Origin of the sequence: Erwinia sp. SLM-02 (genome assembly GCF_037450285.1) — a bacterium.
Lineage (GTDB): Bacteria > Pseudomonadota > Gammaproteobacteria > Enterobacterales > Enterobacteriaceae > Erwinia.
Genome location: NZ_JAQISN010000007.1, coordinates 13,081 through 31,377, shown reverse-complemented (window position 1 = coordinate 31,377; position 18,297 = coordinate 13,081). Strand labels below are relative to the sequence as shown.

The 18,297-nt window shown below is 56.3% G+C and carries 15 protein-coding genes; 2 read left to right on the top strand and 13 right to left on the bottom strand.

The features are described 5' to 3' along the window. Positions 1-105: 105 nt before the first annotated feature. The 12 genes from wecG to trxA form a co-directional block, all read right to left on the bottom strand. On the bottom strand, positions 106-846 hold the full coding sequence (wecG, locus tag PGH32_RS23830) for a lipopolysaccharide N-acetylmannosaminouronosyltransferase (RefSeq protein WP_314426733.1): 741 nt from the start codon (positions 844-846) through the stop codon (positions 106-108). Positions 847-868: 22 nt separating this feature from the next. After that, entirely contained in the window at positions 869-2,236 is a 1,368-nt protein-coding gene (gene wzyE / locus PGH32_RS23825) for an ECA oligosaccharide polymerase (RefSeq protein ID WP_314426735.1), read from the bottom strand. Beyond that, entirely contained in the window at positions 2,233-3,309 is a 1,077-nt protein-coding gene (locus PGH32_RS23820; RefSeq protein ID WP_337895364.1) for a TDP-N-acetylfucosamine:lipid II N-acetylfucosaminyltransferase, read from the bottom strand. Before PGH32_RS23820 ends, wzyE begins: the two co-directional genes overlap by 4 nt. Then, positions 3,309-4,556: a lipid III flippase WzxE gene (gene wzxE / locus PGH32_RS23815; protein WP_337895383.1), complete on the bottom strand. Its 1,248-nt coding sequence runs from the start codon at positions 4,554-4,556 to the stop codon at positions 3,309-3,311. Before wzxE ends, PGH32_RS23820 begins: the two co-directional genes overlap by 1 nt. 1 nt (position 4,557) lies before the next feature. Next, entirely contained in the window at positions 4,558-5,688 is a 1,131-nt protein-coding gene (rffA, locus tag PGH32_RS23810; protein WP_314426738.1) for a dTDP-4-amino-4,6-dideoxygalactose transaminase, read from the bottom strand. Continuing rightward, complete coding sequence (gene rffC / locus PGH32_RS23805; RefSeq protein WP_337895363.1) at positions 5,685-6,380, bottom strand: dTDP-4-amino-4,6-dideoxy-D-galactose acyltransferase; 696 nt, start codon at positions 6,378-6,380, stop codon at positions 5,685-5,687. Before rffC ends, rffA begins: the two co-directional genes overlap by 4 nt. Before the next feature lie 36 nt (positions 6,381-6,416). After that, positions 6,417-7,679, bottom strand: a complete 1,263-nt coding sequence (gene wecC, locus PGH32_RS23800; RefSeq protein ID WP_337895362.1) for a UDP-N-acetyl-D-mannosamine dehydrogenase — start codon at positions 7,677-7,679, stop codon at positions 6,417-6,419. Next, positions 7,676-8,806, bottom strand: a complete 1,131-nt coding sequence (wecB, locus tag PGH32_RS23795) for a non-hydrolyzing UDP-N-acetylglucosamine 2-epimerase (RefSeq protein WP_314426746.1) — start codon at positions 8,804-8,806, stop codon at positions 7,676-7,678. Before wecB ends, wecC begins: the two co-directional genes overlap by 4 nt. 10 nt (positions 8,807-8,816) lie before the next feature. Then, positions 8,817-9,878: an ECA polysaccharide chain length modulation protein gene (gene wzzE, locus PGH32_RS23790; RefSeq protein WP_123337795.1), complete on the bottom strand. Its 1,062-nt coding sequence runs from the start codon at positions 9,876-9,878 to the stop codon at positions 8,817-8,819. Positions 9,879-9,925: 47 nt separating this feature from the next. After that, a complete protein-coding gene (wecA, locus tag PGH32_RS23785) occupies positions 9,926-11,014 on the bottom strand; it encodes a UDP-N-acetylglucosamine--undecaprenyl-phosphate N-acetylglucosaminephosphotransferase (protein WP_314426751.1) in 1,089 nt (362 codons plus the stop codon). 286 nt (positions 11,015-11,300) lie between these two features. After that, positions 11,301-12,560: a transcription termination factor Rho gene (gene rho / locus PGH32_RS23780; RefSeq protein ID WP_314426754.1), complete on the bottom strand. Its 1,260-nt coding sequence runs from the start codon at positions 12,558-12,560 to the stop codon at positions 11,301-11,303. A gap of 365 nt (positions 12,561-12,925) precedes the next feature. Next, entirely contained in the window at positions 12,926-13,255 is a 330-nt protein-coding gene (gene trxA / locus PGH32_RS23775; RefSeq protein WP_123337791.1) for a thioredoxin TrxA, read from the bottom strand. A gap of 130 nt (positions 13,256-13,385) precedes the next feature. Between trxA and rhlB the strand changes: the two genes are divergently transcribed. Then, positions 13,386-14,678, top strand: a complete 1,293-nt coding sequence (gene rhlB, locus PGH32_RS23770) for an ATP-dependent RNA helicase RhlB (RefSeq protein WP_314426757.1) — start codon at positions 13,386-13,388, stop codon at positions 14,676-14,678. Between the two features lie 7 nt (positions 14,679-14,685). Further along, positions 14,686-16,170: a guanosine-5'-triphosphate,3'-diphosphate diphosphatase gene (gene gppA, locus PGH32_RS23765; protein ID WP_314426763.1), complete on the top strand. Its 1,485-nt coding sequence runs from the start codon at positions 14,686-14,688 to the stop codon at positions 16,168-16,170. Positions 16,171-16,179: 9 nt separating this feature from the next. Here gppA and rep read toward each other — a convergent pair whose 3' ends face one another. Beyond that, positions 16,180-18,198 carry a DNA helicase Rep gene (rep, locus tag PGH32_RS23760; protein WP_314426766.1) on the bottom strand — a complete coding sequence of 673 codons (2,019 nt, stop codon included), beginning with the start codon at positions 18,196-18,198 and terminating at the stop codon, positions 16,180-16,182. Between the last annotated feature and the right edge of the window lie 99 nt (positions 18,199-18,297).

Genomic DNA, 18,297 nt, shown 5'->3' with positions numbered 1-18,297 from the left:
GTTTGATTACGCTTTGTGCATTCCGTCTAAACTCGCAGCATTTTTCCGCCTTTTCGTACAGAAAAACCGCAACAGCAATGCATTACCGTCATCGTTTATCCAGAATTAAAGATCGCCTTTCCAGTGATAGTTGAGATATTTCAGCAATCTGAGCTGGCGTTTCAGTCGTGATGGCTGCGAAAGTAAGCGATAGAGCCACTCCAGCCCCATTTTTTGCCAAATTCTGGGGGCACGTTTAACGTGGCCGGTAAATACGTCATACGTGCCTCCCACGCCCATATACAGCGCATCCGGATAAAAGGCCTTACAGTCACGCATCAGGATCTCCTGACGAGGCGACCCCATCGCCACCGTCACCAGCTTTGCCCCACTGCCAGCAATGCGCGCCAGCAGCGCATCGCGCTGGTCGGGCGTGAAGTAACCATCCTGCGCCCCAACGATGTTCACATTCCACTGGCGGCGCAGCTTATCCTGGGTTTGCTCAAGGACGTCAGGACGACCGCCAATCAAAAACACCGGCGTGCCCTCACGCCCTGCACGCTCCATCAGGGCTTCCCACAGGTCTGCCCCGGCAATCCGGGACACCTGAGCCTGTGGGTACTTCTTACGAATCGAACGGACAATGCTGATGCCGTCGGCATAACGGTACTCGGCAGCGGCAATAAGCTGGAAGATTTCGGCATCATTCTCCGCCGTCAGCACCTTCTCAGCATTGATCGCCACCAGCGTTCCGCTTTTCAGCTTCCCATCCTGATTGAGGTAATCAACAAACTCCGCCATATCGCGAAATCCGGCCAGCGTCAGGCCACGAATTTGATACTGCGGCACGGTTACAGAGGCATGCATGTTATTTACCCTAAGTCTGAAATCAAAACGGCCCGGAACCCGCATCGGGCTGCGCGGCCAGCGGGTGGATTCCGGTACGGTCGCGGATTAGTCCGGCGCTATCCAGTAACCAGTAAAGCAGCTTCGCCACCACCACACAGACCACAAAAATGACACAGAAGAACACGACCCGGGAGGCAAACGCATCCAGGCCTTCTCGTGCCAGTACAATCATGTTAAACACCGCACCAAAGCAGAAGCTTTGCAGAATGGCAGCCTTATAGCGGTTCTGTTCCTGCTGGCCTTTCTCATACAGCCAGTCAAACCACTTAATAATTAATCCGACAGCAACGGCGCCCAGAGGGATAAACAGCGCCCCGCCCATCACCAGCAAGGACCCAATCAGCGTGGGTGATATCGCCAGCCCGGAATGGTTATCCAGCACTTCCCAGGTGAAGTAGTTCGCACTGTTGAGCACCAGCGACGGGCGGCCGTGCCACAGCCAGCTGGGGATAAACACGTAGAAATCCCGCACGATTGGTGCCAGCCCCTGGAAGCTGATTTTGTCGTAGTTTTGCAGCAGTAACCCCAGATTCTCCCACGGCGAAAACGTATCGCGGGTGAGGTAGAGGAAGGTATAAAACGCCTCCGAGCCGCTCACATCCAGGTTATAGCGTTTCAGCGCCAGCCAGAACATGCCGACAATACCGCCGACGCCCGCCAGCACCAGCATCCACAGGGTGATCCAGCCGCGGATGATGCCGATAAACAGGAACAGGGCGAAGGCGATAATAATATTGGCGCGCGTACCGCCAACGATCGCATAGGTCAGCAGCCCAAAAACGACGGTGCTAATTAAAAACAGCAGCCAGCCGCGAAAATCCTGCTTCAGGAAGTAGACCACCAGCATTGCCGGGATAAAGAAGTAAAAGAAACGCTTTAAGGCAACGCCCGAGACATCCGCGGAAAAAATCTGACTGTAGCTGTGCAGTTTGAACAGCAGGAAGCCGTTATGCATGAAAAACACGCTGACCGTGCCCAACGCCACCAGCGCCAGCAGCATCCAGCTCAGATTGGCCTCGACGCGATTGATAGTGAAGACCTGACGCGCCGGCTTTGTCGTACGCGCCCGCAGCCGGGTTTTATAGCTGACGTAATAAATGGCATAGAAGCAGCCTGCCGCCAGCATCGCCTGCAGCAGATATTCCGACGGCACAACGGTGACGTCAAAACCAAATACCAGCACGCTGGTAAACGGAAAGCCGAAGAAAAAGGTCAGCAGAAACAGCAGCGAGAAGAAGACATTAAAATTAAACCGCACCCGGCGAAACTCACGCCAGGTCAGCGTCAGAATAAACCCTGCGCCCAGCAGCCAGACGATCAGCAGTCCCGAGAATTCTAACAGGGTCATGCGCTTTCTCCTTCCACCAGCCGCAGCGCCTGCTGCCAGCCTGCCAGATAGCCCGGTTCAAAAAAGGCGATCTGCTGCTTATCCATCAGGCTCAGCTGCCGCTGCGCCTCGCCGACCGTCGCGGCATCCAGCGCGTCACCGGTAAACAGAACCGGCACCTGCTGCTCCACCAGATCCTGCCAGAACGGGTTCTTACGATTCAGAACGAAAGGAATATTGGCCTGAATCAGCAGACACAGCGTGCCAATCCCCTGCTGGCGCTCGAAGATAAACCAGCCGAGATCGCAGCGAGAGATCAGCTGCAGATAGTCACTGAACGCCAGCTTTTCCGTCAGCAGCTCAACCTGGCCGGAAGTGAACAACGCATCGGCTGCGGCACGGATACGGGCGATGTACGCTTCGTTGTTTGCCGGATAACCGAGCGGCACAACCACCTTCACCTCATTGCCAAACTGCTGATGGATCTCCTCCAGCGCCTGAATATGGCGGTTACTAACATCCCCCGAGTTGCCGAGCAGGATAGTGACTGGCCCCTGCCTCGGCTGCCCGATCGGGACGTCCTGTGCCAGACGGGTCGGAAAATAGAGCAGCGATGCCGGTACGCCCGGATGGCGCTGGTGAAAATGGTTAATGTCGCCCCGGGTGGCAAACACCCGCGCCACCCGCTTCTGCGCCTGCCGGCGCAGCAGATAGAACAGGCGGAACTTCAGGCTGGTCGCATCCTCGTACAGGTCTGCACCCCAGATGTGCCAGTAAAGCTGTGAACGTGAAATCTCACCTGCCAGCAGCGCCAGCCAGAGCTTAGGATTAAACTGCCCGTGGCAAAAGAAGCGCATCTCACGCTGCCGGCGGGCCAGTGCGATAACCGCTTCAGCCAGCGCGCTTTTATCGGTGAAGACGCGGATCTGCAGCCGGGGATACTGCTCAGCAACAGAGGGCTGGTTCGAAACCAGCCAGAACTGACGCGGAGCCGCCGTGGGCACCTCGTCATAAATCACCTGGTTAAAAAAGCCCAGAACCGTCTGATTATGATGCGGTATATCCGAGCCTAAAAGATGGATTACTGTGGTCATTATCGTCTACGGTAGAGAGTAAATACGCCTGCACAGAGCGCGAAATAAGCGATATAGGTCGCCATATATGCCTGAGCTGCCCCTGCCGCACCGTGCAGCGGGATTAGCCAGCGGGAAAAACCAGTCAGCAAAATAAACTGGCTCACTTCTGTAAGAATGTAAAAACGCAGTGACGCTTTAGCGATCACCAGATAGCCAAAGACATAGCAGCCGACTTTAAGCACATCGCCCGTCAGCTGCCAGACAAACAGATCGCGCATGCCGGTAAACTGGCTGGAAAACAGCAGCCAGATGGCAAAGTCGCGCAGCAGCCAGACGCAGAAACTGGCAACCATCACCGCAGGAAGAACAAAGCGCAATGCGCGCATAATCTCCCGAGAAATATCCGCTTTATTGTCCAGTCGCGCCAGCGTCGGCAGCAGCCAGACGCTAAACGAGGCGGTAATAAACTGCAGATAGGCATCGGAGATGCTGGTCACCCCCTGCCACAGCCCAACCTGCTCCCAGCCCGCATGCGCCTGCAGCAGATTACGCATCATCACCCACGCCACCGGCAGCGTTACGGCGGTAATCAGCGCCATCACGGTAAACTTACCGAGCTGACGGGCATACTGCGGCTGCCACACCGGCAGCAGATAGCGCATCGGTAGACGATCGCTCCGCGCCAGCACCGCCAGCGCGGGGATCGCCACCAGCGCGGGCACCATCGCCAGTCCAACCAGTGCGCCGCTGTAGCCGCCCAGCCAGTAGCAGACAAACCATGCTGCCACGCCAATAACGCTGCCGACAATCAGCGCCAGCGCATTCCCGGCGGCATCGCGGAAACCTTTGACAATCGCCAGCGCCAGGTTAGCCCAGGCAATCCCCAGCTGTAAAAACGCGACGATGCGAATCACCTGCTGATATTTCACATCATCAAACAGCGCCTGGCTGATGGGTGCAGCAAACAGCAGAAAACCGACCGCCAGCAGCAGCGAGAAACCCAGCACCATGGCCGATGCCGTGCCGGTCACCGCGCGTAGCTCGGTGGGCTGCTGCTGATGCTGCGCCACCAGCTTAGTTACGCCGTTGAATATCCCCGCTCCTGCCATCACGCCCAGCACGGTAATCAACTGGCGGAAGTTACCCGCCTGTCCCACGCCCGACGGGCCATACGACACCGCCAACATCTTCACCACCAGCAACCCGGCGGCAATCTTTATCAGCGTGGACGCGGCGGTCCACACGGAAGCTCTAGCCAGCGACATATCAGGAAAGATAGCTGCGTAAGGAGCCAATCACCGTTTTCTGATTATTATCAGAAAGGTTATAGAACAGCGGCAGCCTTAGCAGGCGATCGCTGTCCTGCTGGGTGTAGCGATCGGTGCCGTGGAAACGGCCAAAGCGCTGCCCGGCAGGCGAGCTGTGCAGCGGGATATAGTGGAACACCGCCATGATTTCGGCCTCTTTCAGCCAGGTTATCAACGCCGTGCGATCGTCATTATCCTGCAGCTTCAGGTAGAACATATGCGCATTGTGTTCGCAGTCTGAAGGGAGGGTCGGGAGATCGATCCGCCCGCGCTCGGCAAACGGCTGCAGCGCGGTGTGGTAGTTTTGCCAGAGGTGTAAACGCTGCTGGTTAATGCGCTCTGCCGCTTCCAGCTGTGCCCAGAGATAGGCGGCCTGCAGATCGGCCATCAGGTAGCTGGAGCCGATGTCGCGCCAGGTATATTTGTCCACCTGCCCCCGGAAGAACTGGCTGCGATTGGTGCCTTTTTCACGAATGATTTCCGCACGCTCAACCAGCGTCGCATCATTGATGAGCGTCGCCCCACCCTCGCCCCCGGCGGTGTAGTTTTTCGTTTCGTGGAAGCTGAAGCAGCCAATATGACCAATCGTGCCCAGGGCGCGCCCTTTATACGTCGACATCACGCCCTGCGCGGCATCTTCGATAACCCAGAGTTTGTGCTTCTTCGCCAGCGCCATAATGGTGTCCATTTCGCAGGCCACGCCCGCATAGTGGACCGGCACAATCGCTTTAGTGCGCTCGGTAATCGCCGCTTCAATCAGCGTCTCGTCAAGGTTCATCGTATCCGGGCGCACGTCGATAAAGACGATGGTGGCGCCGCGCAGGACGAAGGCATTCGCGGTAGAGACAAAGGTGTAGCTCGGCATGATCACCTCATCGCCGGGCTGGATGTCGATCAGGATCGCGGCCATCTCCAGCGAGGCGGTGCAGGACGGCGTCAGCAGCACCTTACGGCTGCCAAACCGCTGCTCCATCCACTGCTGGCAGCGGCGGGTAAAGCCGCCGTCGCCGCACAGCTTGCCGCTGCCCATGGCCGACTGCATATATTCGAGTTCAGTTCCCACCACCGGTGGCGCATTAAACGGGATCATAGCGTTTTCCTGTATAACCAGTAGGCGGTACGTTCAATCACGCCACCGCAGCGAAGATAGAGGCGCAGCGCAGCAAGGTTGCCCAGCTGCGTTGCAACATGAAGTCGGGTCAGGCGTCGGGCACGGCACCAGTCGTTTGCCGCATCCATCAGCCGCTGGCCAATACCCAGCCCCTGGGAAGCGGGCAGCACGGCCAGCAGCCCGATGCGTGCCGTACCGTCTTCCAGCTCCCGCAGGGAGACAAAGCCCTGCATTTCACCCTGTTCATCCACCGCCAGCAGGCACTGGTGGTCGAAGGTGCCGCACACGGCATTCTCAATCCACTGCGCGTAGAAACGCCCGCTGTCGCCGGCAGCAAACCAGGGCGCGCGAAACCGGCTCCAGATAAAGGCTTCACTCGCCGCCGCGCGCAGGGCGGGTATATGCCCGGTACGGGCGATGCGAATACCGGCCGGGCGCTCGGCAGAGGTGATCCCCAGCACGCAGTCTGCCTCGCCTTCCACCATGCTGAAGCCCAGCGCGCTGAGCGCATCCAGCTCGGTACTTTGCTGTGCCAGCACTTTCACCTGCACCAGCGGCCAGTCATCCAGCGCGGCGATATCCAGCGGCGTGTCGCCCTGCAGTTCCAGCAGGGCGGTCCGCTGGCCGAAAAATTCATTTTCCCAGACCAGGGGCTTAAGCGTGGCAAACATGCGTAGCTCCACGGGCAGGAAAAGCGGGCGCATTAATCATCGCCACACGCCTTTGGTATCCACGATAAAACGCTGCTGCACGGCTTCCGGTTGAATGGCTTTGAACTGGCGGTGATCGACCAGCATCACCAGGACATCCGCCTGAAGGAGCGCATCGTCCAGCGCCAGCAGTGTGACTTTGTCCCGCAGCTTTTCCGGTAGCTGCTGTACGTGCGGCTCCACCACCAGCGTGCTGCCCTGATGCCAGTCGGCAATCAGCCGGGTGACCTGCATGGCCGGACTTTCCCGCAGATCGTCGATGTCCGGTTTGAACGCCAGGCCAAAGCAGGCAACCTTGAGTTCGCTGGCGCGCTTATTACTCACCATCAGGCACTCCGCCACCTGCTGCTTCACCTGCTCCAGCACCCAGTGGGGTTTGGCGTCGTTCACTTCGCGAGCGGTGCGGATTAAACGCGACTGCTGCGGGTTTTGCGCGACGATAAACCACGGGTCGACGGCGATACAGTGGCCGCCAACGCCCGGCCCGGGCTGCAGGATATTCACCCGCGGATGGCGGTTAGCCAGGCGGATTAACTCCCAGACATTAATCTTCTGCTCGGCGCAGATCAGCGAGAGCTCGTTGGCAAAGGCAATGTTAACGTCGCGGAAGCTGTTCTCGGTTAATTTACACATTTCAGCGGTGCGGGCGTTGGTGACCACGCACTCGCCTTCAAGAAACAGGTTGTAGAGGTCGCAGGCCCGCTGCGAACTGGTGGCGGTCATGCCGCCGATCGCCCGATCGTTTTTAAACAGCTCAACCATGACCTGTCCCGGCAGCACGCGTTCCGGACAGTAGGCAACGTGGATATCCGACGCGTCGCCCGCCTGCTGCGGGAAGGTCAGATCGGGGCGTTCACTGGCCAGCCACTCGGCCATCTGCTCCGTGGCACCCACCGGCGATGTGGACTCCAGGATCACCAGGTCGCCTTTCTTCAATACCGGCGCAACCGAGACCGCAGCGGCGCGCACATAGGACATATCGGGCTGATGGTCCCCTTCAAACGGCGTAGGAACGGCGATCAGAAAGGCATCAGCGGGTTCGGGCCGGGTGGCGGCACGTAAAAATCCGCCCTCAACGGCGGCTTTTACCACCCGATCGAGATCGGGTTCAACGATATGGATCTCACCGCGATTGATGGTGTCCACCGCGTGGGCATTCACGTCGATGCCAATAACCTGCTTCTGGCGTGAGGCAAAAGCTGCGGCGGTCGGCAGGCCAATATATCCCAGGCCGATAACTGAAATGGTGTTGAAATTCATAATGTCATCCGGTTATTTTTTAGTGCCTGCACAATGCGCTGGCAGGCGAGTCCGTCGCCGTAAGGATTATGTGCGTGACTCATCGTTTGCCAGGCGGCCTCATCGGTCAGCAGGCGGGTCACTTCACTGACTATTCTGGCACCGTCGGTCCCCACCAGCCTCACCGTACCCGCTTCAATCGCTTCAGGACGTTCGGTAGCATCACGCATCACCAGCACCGGTTTACCCAGCGACGGCGCCTCTTCCTGAATGCCACCGGAATCGGTCAGGATCAGCCATGCTCTGTCCATCAGCCAGACAAACGGCAGGTACTCCTGCGGCTCGATCAGAATGATGTTGTCGATACCTCTCAGGATGCGATTCACCGGCTCACTGACGTTCGGATTGAGGTGGACCGGGTAGACAATCTGCAGCTGCGGATGCAGGCGGGCGATTTCCGCCAGTGCGTTACAAATGCGCTCAAAACCGCCGCCAAAGCTTTCCCGCCGGTGCCCAGTCACCAGCAGCAGCTTCTTATCGGCATCCAGGAACGGATAGCGGGCCGCCAGACTGGTGCGCAGGCTGTCATCACTCAGCACGCGGTCCCGTACCCAAAACAGCGCATCAATTACCGTATTGCCGGTAACAAAAATCCGCGAGTCAGGCAGGTTTTCACGCATCAGGTTCTGCCGGGAACGTTCCGTTGGCGCAAAGTGGTAGCTGGCGAGGTGCCCGGTCAGCGTGCGGTTGGCTTCTTCAGGCCAGGGGGAGTAAAGATCCCCGGTACGTAGGCCGGCTTCAATATGCCCGACGGGGATACGGTGATAAAACGCCGCCAGGCTGGCGGCCAGCGTGGTGGTGGTATCGCCATGAACCAGCACCACGTCGGGAGTAAAGTCGGCAAACACCGTTTTCAGCCCTTCGAGGATGCGGCTGGTGATTTCGGTCAGCCCCTGCCCCGGACGCATGATATTCAGATCGTAATCCGGCACCAGTGAGAACAGATGCAGCACCTGATCCAGCATCTCCCGATGCTGGGCGGTGACGCACAGGCGTGACTCGATTTCACCGTCCTGCGCCAGCGCATGGACCAGCGGGGCCATTTTTATCGCCTCAGGGCGCGTGCCAAAAACCGTTAATACTTTCACCGTCACGCTCTCAATTGGTCCGTTGATTAACAACATGACCCTTGCGAGGCCGGCGTATCAGCGCGGTCCCGGCGCCGGTCAGGGCACCTACCGCCCCCCACATAATCATCAATAACAGACGACGCGGGCTGTCGCGGGTGACCGGCTCTTCCGGCGTGCGCAGATAGCGCCAGGTCTGGAATGATTTCACCAGCGTGGGACCGACGTTAAGCGTGGCCAGCATGGCACGGTTCTGATCGTACTCAACATCGTAAGAAGGGCCGCTGGCGCGAAGATTTTCCAGCCGCGCCTGCAGCATTGGCCGCCCCAGCAGGAACAGCTCGGAATCCGGGAGCTGTTCGGAAGGCGTATCGGTTTTAGTCTGTTCAAAGCCCTGCTGCTGGGCAATCTTCAGCGCCTGCTCGACGCTGTGGATCTCACGGTCATAAATGGCGGTGGCAACGGCTTCCTGCCGCTTGATCTGCGCTTTCAGCTGGATACTGCGTGCTGCCCAGGCTCCGGTCACCTCTTCATTAAGATGGGTCGTAGCACGCGCATTGGCAAAAGCCACGTACTGGCGGAGAAGTGTATTCGCATCCCCGGAGGTTTCGGCTATCAGCTTAACGGTGTCATTGATGTTCTTCGCCGCGTCTGCAGGCTGGAACTGGATGTTGGCAATCAATTCATCCAGCAGCGCCGCATTTTCCCGCGCGCTGCCGGTTTGGCGCTGCTTGTAGTAATCGGACTGCAGCCAGAAGTCGCGCCGGGTATCCCAGGCGGAAAGCTGCATGATAAATTCCTGGTAGGCTTCATCCATCACCGTGGGCTGTGGCGCGTTCAGGCTGAGATTACCAGCACGCTGATCCAGGTTATTCAGGAACTGCTGCTGGGAGTAGAAACCGGACAGCATGTTAACCGTGGGTCGATCGGTGATCGCCGTGGTGCTCCATTTCGGCGTGACCAGCAGCGTGTAAATCCAGGCCAGCAGAGCAAACAGCACACCTCCGCCAATAATCCAGAATTTACCGCGCCATAGCGCGCAGCAAAGACCGCGGATATCCAGCTCGTTATCGGCAGCAACAGGATGGGTCATACATCATTTCCTTATTGTCAGGGCATCTATTCAATCAGTTAAAAAGTTTAGCTGTCGTTATTGTTATTACGCAGGCGACGCTTCAAACGTTTGATCATCCTCGCTACGCGCCAGGCGCGCTTTATACAGTAGCCGTAAAGCATAAAAGCCAGCAAAAACAGGATCAGCATGACCCATTCCGGGGTAAAGCTCAGATATTCCCCTAAAACACCGATCGCCGCCAGCAGCGCGGCCGCCAGCGTTATCAGCATAAAAGCCTGCCGCGAGGTAAAGCCGGCACGCATGATAAGATGATGAATATGCTGACGATCTGCCGAAAAAGGACTCATCCCTTTGCTGAGACGGCGATACATAATAGCGACCATATCCATCAAAGGAATAGCGATTAACCACAGCGCGGTAACCGGCGTAATTGGATGGCTATCCCCCTGAGTTGCCGCCAGCAGGATCCAGATAATCGTGAAGCCGATCAGGGTGCTGCCCGCATCGCCCATAAAGACTTTGTAACGACCACCGCACATACCGAGATTAAGCAGGATATAGGGAACAATGGCGGCGATCATCGTGAAACACCACATCGCCAGGCTGGTCTGGCCGTCGAACAGCAGAATGATGCCCATCGCCATAAAAGAAACGCAGGAAAGGCCGCCCAGCAGACCATCAATACCGTCAACCATATTAAAGGCGTTAATCGCGGCCCAGACGGCAAACAGCGTGAGCACGTAGCCAAACGGGCCAACGACCAGCTCCCAGGGGCCAAAAATATGGCCCAGGCTGAACAGATACAGTTTGGCCTTCACCATCATCACCACGGCGACGCCAGCCTGAACCACGGCGCGAAGCTTCACGCTGATATCAAAGCGGTCATCCAGGGCGCCAACCAGCACCAGGCTGCCTGCGCACCCCAGATAAAGCAGGAAATGGGGAATATAGTAATCAGAAATGGCAAAAGCGAAGCAGCTGCCGGCAAAGACGGATATGCCGCCCACCAGCGGGATCACACCCTGATGGCGCTTACGGTAGTTGGGCCTGTCAACCAGACCGATTTTTTTGGCTGCCTTACGGGCAACAAATAGAAATGCCAGCGAAAATAAAAAAGTTAGTGCAAGCTCAGTACTCATATTGAGTAAATTCACATTAATCAGCTCTCTGCGAAGAATTGCGTAATGTTATAAGCAAAAATAGTGCCATAATCATCCGTGTAATTCTGATTTTATCGATCAGGACGAGCAAGATTAACGACGTCTCATTGCAGTCCTGCACCATACACCAGGTTTAGTTCTCCTTTAACCGGCTAGCGTATAGGTCAAAAACAAAAAACGCCACGACTAAGCGTGGCGTTACCCGAGTTTGTTTTTTGGCGAAGACAGCGAAAACGGCAACGCTTTAGTGACGCGCCGCTTTCAAAGCATCATCAAACCATTACGAACGTTTCATCATGTCGAAGAATTCGTCGTTGGTTTTGGTCATCGCCAGTTTGTTAATGAGGAATTCCATTGCGTCGATTTCGCCCATTGGGTGAATGATTTTGCGCAGGATCCACATTTTCTGCAGCTCTTCGGATGTGGTAAGCAGCTCTTCTTTACGCGTACCTGAACGATTATAGTCGATCGCAGGGAAGACGCGCTTCTCGGCGATTTTACGCGCGAGATGCAGCTCCATGTTGCCGGTACCTTTGAATTCTTCGTAGATAACTTCATCCATTTTAGAACCGGTATCGACCAGCGCGGTAGCGATGATGGTCAGGCTTCCGCCCTCTTCAACGTTACGTGCAGCACCGAAGAAACGCTTTGGACGATGCAGGGCGTTAGCATCAACACCACCGGTCAGTACCTTACCAGAGGCAGGAACAACGGTGTTGTAGGCACGCGCCAGACGAGTGATCGAGTCCAGCAGGATGATCACATCCTTTTTATGCTCAACCAGGCGCTTGGCCTTCTCGATCACCATCTCAGCAACCTGAACGTGGCGTGATGCCGGTTCGTCAAAGGTAGAAGCAATCACTTCACCTTTAACCAGACGCTGCATCTCGGTCACTTCTTCCGGACGTTCGTCAATCAGCAGCACCATCAGCACGCAGTCAGGATGGTTGTAGGCGATGCTCTGCGCGATATTCTGCAGCAGCATGGTTTTACCGGCTTTCGGCGGTGCCACGATCAGGCCACGCTGGCCACGGCCAATCGGTGATGCCAGATCCAGCACGCGTGCGGTAAGGTCTTCAGTCGACCCGTTACCACGCTCCATACGCAGACGAGAATTCGCATGCAGCGGGGTTAAGTTTTCAAACAGGATTTTGCTACGCGCATTTTCCGGTTTGTCGTAGTTAACTTCGTTAACTTTCAGCAGCGCAAAGTAACGCTCACCCTCTTTTGGCGGACGGATCTTGCCAGAGATGGAGTCACCAGTGCGGAGGTTGAAGCGGCGGATTTGGCTGGGGGAAACGTAGATATCATCGGGGCCTGCGAGGTAGGAACTGTCTCCGGAGCGGAGGAAACCAAATCCGTCCTGGAGTATCTCGAGTACGCCATCGCCGAAGATGTCTTCGCCACTTTTAGCATGCTGCTTGAGGATGGCGAAAATGATGTCCTGTTTGCGCAAGCGCGCCAGGTTTTCCAGCCCCATATTTTCGCCGAGGGTAATCAGGTCTGAAACCGGCGTATTTTTTAATTCGGTAAGATTCATAATGGTGGGTTCTTAAACTCGGGGTAAAACTTGAATTGTTTGTCGTAAATGGTATGGCGAAAGATCCATGCCTGTTTAATTGGCTCTTGATTCCGAAGTCCGCTCGATGATCACGTGCAGGAAAACGCAGATCTGAAACGAAGGGACGGTGAGGACAAGAAACCGGAAAATCAATAGATACTAACCGTCAGATTGCTGAATGGCTGTAAGATTCTGATGAATACAGTGTTCAACAAGGAGTCATTCTATAAGGTGCAAACTACAAGGTAAGTTCGTCGTGCAGTGGATTTAACTTAGCACGCTTAATGCCGGTCGTCTAGCGGTCTGAGAAAAATTCCAAACCGCAAGCCGCCGGCAAAGCATGATTAGCCCAGGTTCGCGTTCAGGAACTCTTTGAGCTGACCTTTAGACAGTGCGCCGACTTTGGTCGCAATGACTTCGCCGCCTTTAAACAGCAGCAGCGTTGGGATACCGCGGATGCCGTATTTGGGCGCGGTAGCCGGGTGCTCATCAATGTTGAGCTTGGCAATAGTCAGTTTGCCTTCATACTCTTCGGCAACTTCGTTCAGGATCGGGGCAATCATCTTGCAAGGGCCACACCATTCTGCCCAGAAGTCTACCAGCGTTAAACCATCAGCTTTCAGGACATCAGTTTCGAAGCTATCATCGGACAGGTGAACAATTTGAGCGCTCATGTTTACTCCAGGGGGATTATCTTAATCTTGATGATGTAGCGTTAAGCAGCATCGGGTTAACAATTTCACTGCTTTTATTTCAACGGATATGCTTTCGTAAAGCAATACTTAGCTGATATTCTACCACACTATGAGCAAAACACACTTAACCGAAAAGAAGTTTTCCGACTTCGCCCTGCATCCTCAGGTCATTGAAGCTCTTGATAATAAAGGGTTTCATAATTGCACGCCTATTCAGGCGCTGGCATTACCTTTTACGCTCTCCGGGCGTGATGTAGCAGGTCAGGCGCAAACCGGTACGGGCAAAACGATGGCGTTTTTAACGTCAACGTTTCATCATCTTCTTTCTCACCCTGCTCCGGAAGGCCGCCAGGTTAACCAACCGCGCGCGCTGATTCTGGCTCCGACGCGTGAACTGGCCGTTCAGATCCACGCGGATGCGGAACCGCTGGCGCAGGTTACCGGGCTGAAACTTGGCCTTGCCTACGGTGGCGATGGTTATGATAAGCAGCTGAAAGTGCTGGAAAACGGTGTCGATATTCTGATTGGCACCACGGGCCGTTTAATCGATTACGCGAAACAAAATCACGTTAATTTAGGTGCTATTCAGGTTGTCGTTCTCGACGAAGCCGATCGCATGTTCGACCTCGGCTTTATTAAAGATATCCGCTGGCTGTTCCGCCGCATGCCTGCCGCTAACCAGCGCCTGAACATGCTGTTCTCCGCAACGCTGTCGTTCCGCGTACGCGAGCTGGCCTTCGAAAACATGAACAACGCCGAGTACGTTGAAGTCGAACCTGAGCAGAAAACCGGGCACCGTATTAAAGAAGAGCTGTTCTACCCTTCCAATGAAGAAAAAATGCGTTTGCTGCAAACGCTGCTGGAAGAAGAGTGGCCTGACCGGGCAATCATTTTCGCCAATACCAAGCATCGCTGCGAAGATATCTGGGGCCATCTGGCCGCCGATGGTCATCGCGTCGGTCTGCTGACTGGTGACGTAGCGCAGAAAAAACGCCTGCGCATTCTGGACGATTTCACCAAAGGTGATGTGGATATCCTGGTGGCGACCGACGTGGCCGCCCGTGGTTTACACATTCCTGCGGTCACGCACGTGTTTAACTACGATCTGCCTGACGATCGCGAAGATTACGTTCACCGCATCGGACGTACCGGCCGCGCCGGCGCTAACGGGCACTCAATCAGCCTGGCCTGTGAAGAGTACGCGCTGAACCTGCCGGCGATTGAAGAGTATATTGGTCACAGCATTCCGGTCAGCCGCTATAACAGCGATGCGCTGATGAATGAACTGCCGCCGCCAAAACGCTTAACCCGTAACCGCACAGGCAACAATCTGCGCCGTGGGGGTAATAACAATCGCCGTGGTAGCGCACCGCGAAACCCTAACCGCAAACGCTCAGGTTAACGTCTCTATGCTCAGCGCGTCATCACTCTATGCAGCAATCGATCTGGGATCGAACAGTTTTCATATGTTGGTGGTGCGCGAGGTGGCTGGCAGTATCCAGACCATTGCCCGCATCAAGCGTAAAGTGCGTCTGGCTGCCGGTCTTGACGGCAGCAGCCATCTCTCGGAAGAAGCCATGGAGCGTGGCTGGCAGTGTCTGCGGCTGTTTTCAGAACAGCTGCAGGATATTCCCCCCGAGCAAATTCGCGTCGTGGCCACCGCCACGCTGCGTATCGCCGTCAACGCCGACAGCTTTCTGGTTAAGGCCAGGAAAATCCTCAACTGCCCGATCAATGTGATCAGCGGTGAGGAGGAAGCCCGGCTGATTTATCAGGGCGTCGCCCATACGACTGGCGGTTCCGATAAACGCCTGGTCGTTGATATTGGCGGCGGCAGTACGGAACTGGTCACCGGCAAAGGTTCGCAGACGACCTCGCTGTTCAGCCTGTCGATGGGCTGCGTCACCTGGCTGGAGCGTTATTTTACCGATCGCCATCTGGGAAAAGAGAATTTCGCTCAGGCCGAAGAAGCTGCCCGTGAAATGATCCGCCCGATAGCGGGCGTTCTGCGTGAACACGGCTGGCAGGTGTGCGTGGGCGCTTCCGGCACCGTGCAGGCGCTGCAGGAAATCATGATGGCGCAGGGAATGGATGAACGCATCACCCTGAACAAGCTGCAGCAGCTTAAACAGCGTGCCATTCAGTGCGGAAAGCTGGAAGAGCTGGAAATCGAAGGCCTGACGCTGGAGCGTGCTCTGGTATTCCCGAGCGGGCTGTCTATCCTGATTGCCATTTTCACCGAGCTGAATATCAGCAGCATGACGCTGGCCGGCGGCGCACTGCGCGAAGGCCTGGTGTACGGCATGCTGCATCTGCCGGTCGATCGCGATATCCGCAAGCGTACCCTGCACAATATTCAGCGCCGCTTCGCTATCGATGTGGAGCAGGCGGAACGGGTGCGCCAGCTGGCAGAAAGTTTCACCCGCCAGGTCAGCCACGGCTGGAAGCTGGACGACCTGAGCCGCGACCTGCTGGAAAGTGCCTGTTTAATCCATGAAATTGGCCTGAGCGTCGACTTCCGCCAGGCTCCACAGCATTCGGCCTATCTGGTGCGCCATCTCGATCTGCCCGGCTTTACGCCCGCGCAGAAAAAACTGCTGGCCACTCTGCTGCAGAACCAGGTCAACGGCATCGATCTGGCGCTGTTAAGCCAGCAAAATGCCGTACCGCCGCGCGTTGCTGAGCGCTTGTGCCGCCTGCTTCGCCTGGCGATTATCTTCTCCAGTCGTCGTCGCGATAATACGCTGCCTGCGGTCCGTTTACAGGCCGATGATGATACGCTGAATCTGACGCTGCCCGCCGGCTGGCTACGCGCGCACCCGCTGCGCGCCGAGCTGCTGGAGCAGGAAGTTCACTGGCAAAGCTACGTTCACTGGAATCTGACCGTCGTCTGATATCGCGTATTATTTTTTTGCTTTATCCAGCATCGCCCGCAGACCGGCTACCCGACTTTGGCCGGTTTGCATCCGCTCTTCCGCGGTAACCACCTTGCGCTCTCGCTCCCATTGCAAATCATCCTGCGGCAGCTCCAGCAGAAAACGGCTGGGTTCCGGGCGAATCAGCTCGCCGTACTGACGCCGCTCACGACACAGGGTGAAGGTCAGTTCTTTCTGCGCGCGAGTGATGCCAACATAGGCCAGGCGGCGCTCTTCCTCGACGTTGTTTTCATCAATGCTGCTCTGATGGGGCAACAGCCCCTCTTCCATACCCACGAGGAAGACATAGGGGAACTCAAGGCCTTTGGACGCATGCAGCGTCATCAGCTGGACCTGATCGGCTTCTTCTTCGCTTTCGCCGCGCTCCATCATATCGCGCAGGGTAAAGCGGGTGACCACCTGAGTCAGCGTCATCGGTTCATCAATATCGCTGCCTTCCAGCATTTCCGTCATCCACTGAAACAGCGTATTGACGTTTTTCATGCGCATTTCGGCCGCTTTCGGACTGGCTGAGGTTTCAAACAGCCAGCTTTCATAGTCGATGCCGTGGATCAGGTCGCGCACGGCCGCGACCGGCTCCCGCTCCGCCAGTCGGGCGATCTCCTGCAGCCAGTGGGTGAAACGCTGCAGTGACTCAAGCCCGCGGCCGGTCAGCGTCTGGCTCAGCCCCATGTCAAAGCTGGCGGTAAACAGGCTTTTGTTGCGCTGCATCGCCCATTCACCCAGCTTTTGCAGCGTGGCCGATCCGATTTCGCGCCGGGGCGTATTCACGATGCGCATAAAGGCGCTGTCGTCATCGGCATTGGTCAACACCCGCAGATAGGCCAGCAGGTCTTTGATCTCCGGGCGCGAGAAGAACGAGGTACCGCCGGATATCCGATACGGAATGCGGTTCTGCATCAGCATTTTTTCAAACACCCGCGACTGGTGATTGCCGCGATAAAGAATGGCGTAATCTTTGTACTGGGTCTTATTGATAAAGTGGTGTGCAATCAGCTCGCCCGCCACCCGCTCGGCCTCGTGCTCTTCATGGTTGGCCATCACCACCTTGAGCTCCGCTCCATAGCCCAGCTCGGAGAAAAGACGCTTTTCGAAGACGTGCGGATTGTTGGCAATCAGGATATTCGCCGCTTTCAGGATGCGTTCAGACGAACGGTAATTCTGTTCGAGCTTGATCACCTGCAACGCCGGGAAATCCTCTTTCAGCAGCACCAGATTCTGTGGCCGCGCCCCGCGCCAGGAGTAGATAGACTGGTCATCATCCCCTACCACGGTAAAGCGCGCACGGCTGCCTACCAGCAGCTTAACCAGCTCGTACTGGCTGGTATTGGTGTCCTGATATTCATCCACCAGCAGATAACGGATGCGCTGCTGCCAGCGTTCGCGCACTTCCAGGTTACGCTGGAACAGCAGCGTGGGCAGCAGGATCAGATCGTCGAAATCCAGCACGTTGCAGGACTTCAGATGCTTGTCATACAGCGCGTAGCAGTGGGCAAAGAGCTTGTCGCGCTCGGACTGCGCACCTGCGGCGGCGCGAGGCGGATCCAGCAGATCGTTTTTCCAGTTTGAGATCGTCGAAGTCAGCAGCTGGAGCAGGTTTTTATCATTTTCCAGCCACTCCTCGGTCAAATCCTTCAACAGCGCCAGCTGGTCCTGATCGTCAAACAGCGAGAAATTAGATTTCATCCCCAGCGCGGCATATTCACGCTTGATGATTTCCAGGCCGAGGGTGTGGAAGGTTGAGATCATCAGACCGCGCGCTTCTTTGCGCCCCAGCGTCTGCGCCACGCGCTCTTTCATCTCGCGCGAGGCTTTATTGGTAAAGGTCACGGCGGCTATGTGCCGTGCCTGATAGCCACATTCGCGGATCAGATGTGCAATTTTATTGGTGATAACACGCGTCTTACCCGACCCGGCTCCAGCCAGTACCAGACAGGGTCCGGTAACAAATTCGACGGCGTGTTGCTGACCAGGATTCAGACGCATAGCTTGATTATTCCACTAGTAAAACAGGCAGGAAGTATACCCAAAGAAAGCCTGCCTGTAGAGCAGTCAGAAAACACGCACTGAACACGATGACGAGAT

Coding starts and splice junctions, on each gene's coding strand:
- wecG (WP_314426733.1), bottom strand. CDS start 846: ATGCATGCCTCTGTAACCGTGCCGCAGTATCAAATTCGTGGCCTGACG.
- wzyE (WP_314426735.1), bottom strand. CDS start 2,236: ATGACCCTGTTAGAATTCTCGGGACTGCTGATCGTCTGGCTGCTGGGC.
- PGH32_RS23820 (WP_337895364.1), bottom strand. CDS start 3,309: ATGACCACAGTAATCCATCTTTTAGGCTCGGATATACCGCATCATAAT.
- wzxE (WP_337895383.1), bottom strand. CDS start 4,556: ATGTCGCTGGCTAGAGCTTCCGTGTGGACCGCCGCGTCCACGCTGATA.
- rffA (WP_314426738.1), bottom strand. CDS start 5,688: ATGATCCCGTTTAATGCGCCACCGGTGGTGGGAACTGAACTCGAATAT.
- rffC (WP_337895363.1), bottom strand. CDS start 6,380: ATGTTTGCCACGCTTAAGCCCCTGGTCTGGGAAAATGAATTTTTCGGC.
- wecC (WP_337895362.1), bottom strand. CDS start 7,679: ATGAATTTCAACACCATTTCAGTTATCGGCCTGGGATATATTGGCCTG.
- wzzE (WP_123337795.1), bottom strand. CDS start 9,878: ATGACCCATCCTGTTGCTGCCGATAACGAGCTGGATATCCGCGGTCTT.
- rho (WP_314426754.1), bottom strand. CDS start 12,560: ATGAATCTTACCGAATTAAAAAATACGCCGGTTTCAGACCTGATTACC.
- trxA (WP_123337791.1), bottom strand. CDS start 13,255: ATGAGCGCTCAAATTGTTCACCTGTCCGATGATAGCTTCGAAACTGAT.
- rhlB (WP_314426757.1), top strand. CDS start 13,386: ATGAGCAAAACACACTTAACCGAAAAGAAGTTTTCCGACTTCGCCCTG.
- gppA (WP_314426763.1), top strand. CDS start 14,686: ATGCTCAGCGCGTCATCACTCTATGCAGCAATCGATCTGGGATCGAAC.
- rep (WP_314426766.1), bottom strand. CDS start 18,198: ATGCGTCTGAATCCTGGTCAGCAACACGCCGTCGAATTTGTTACCGGA.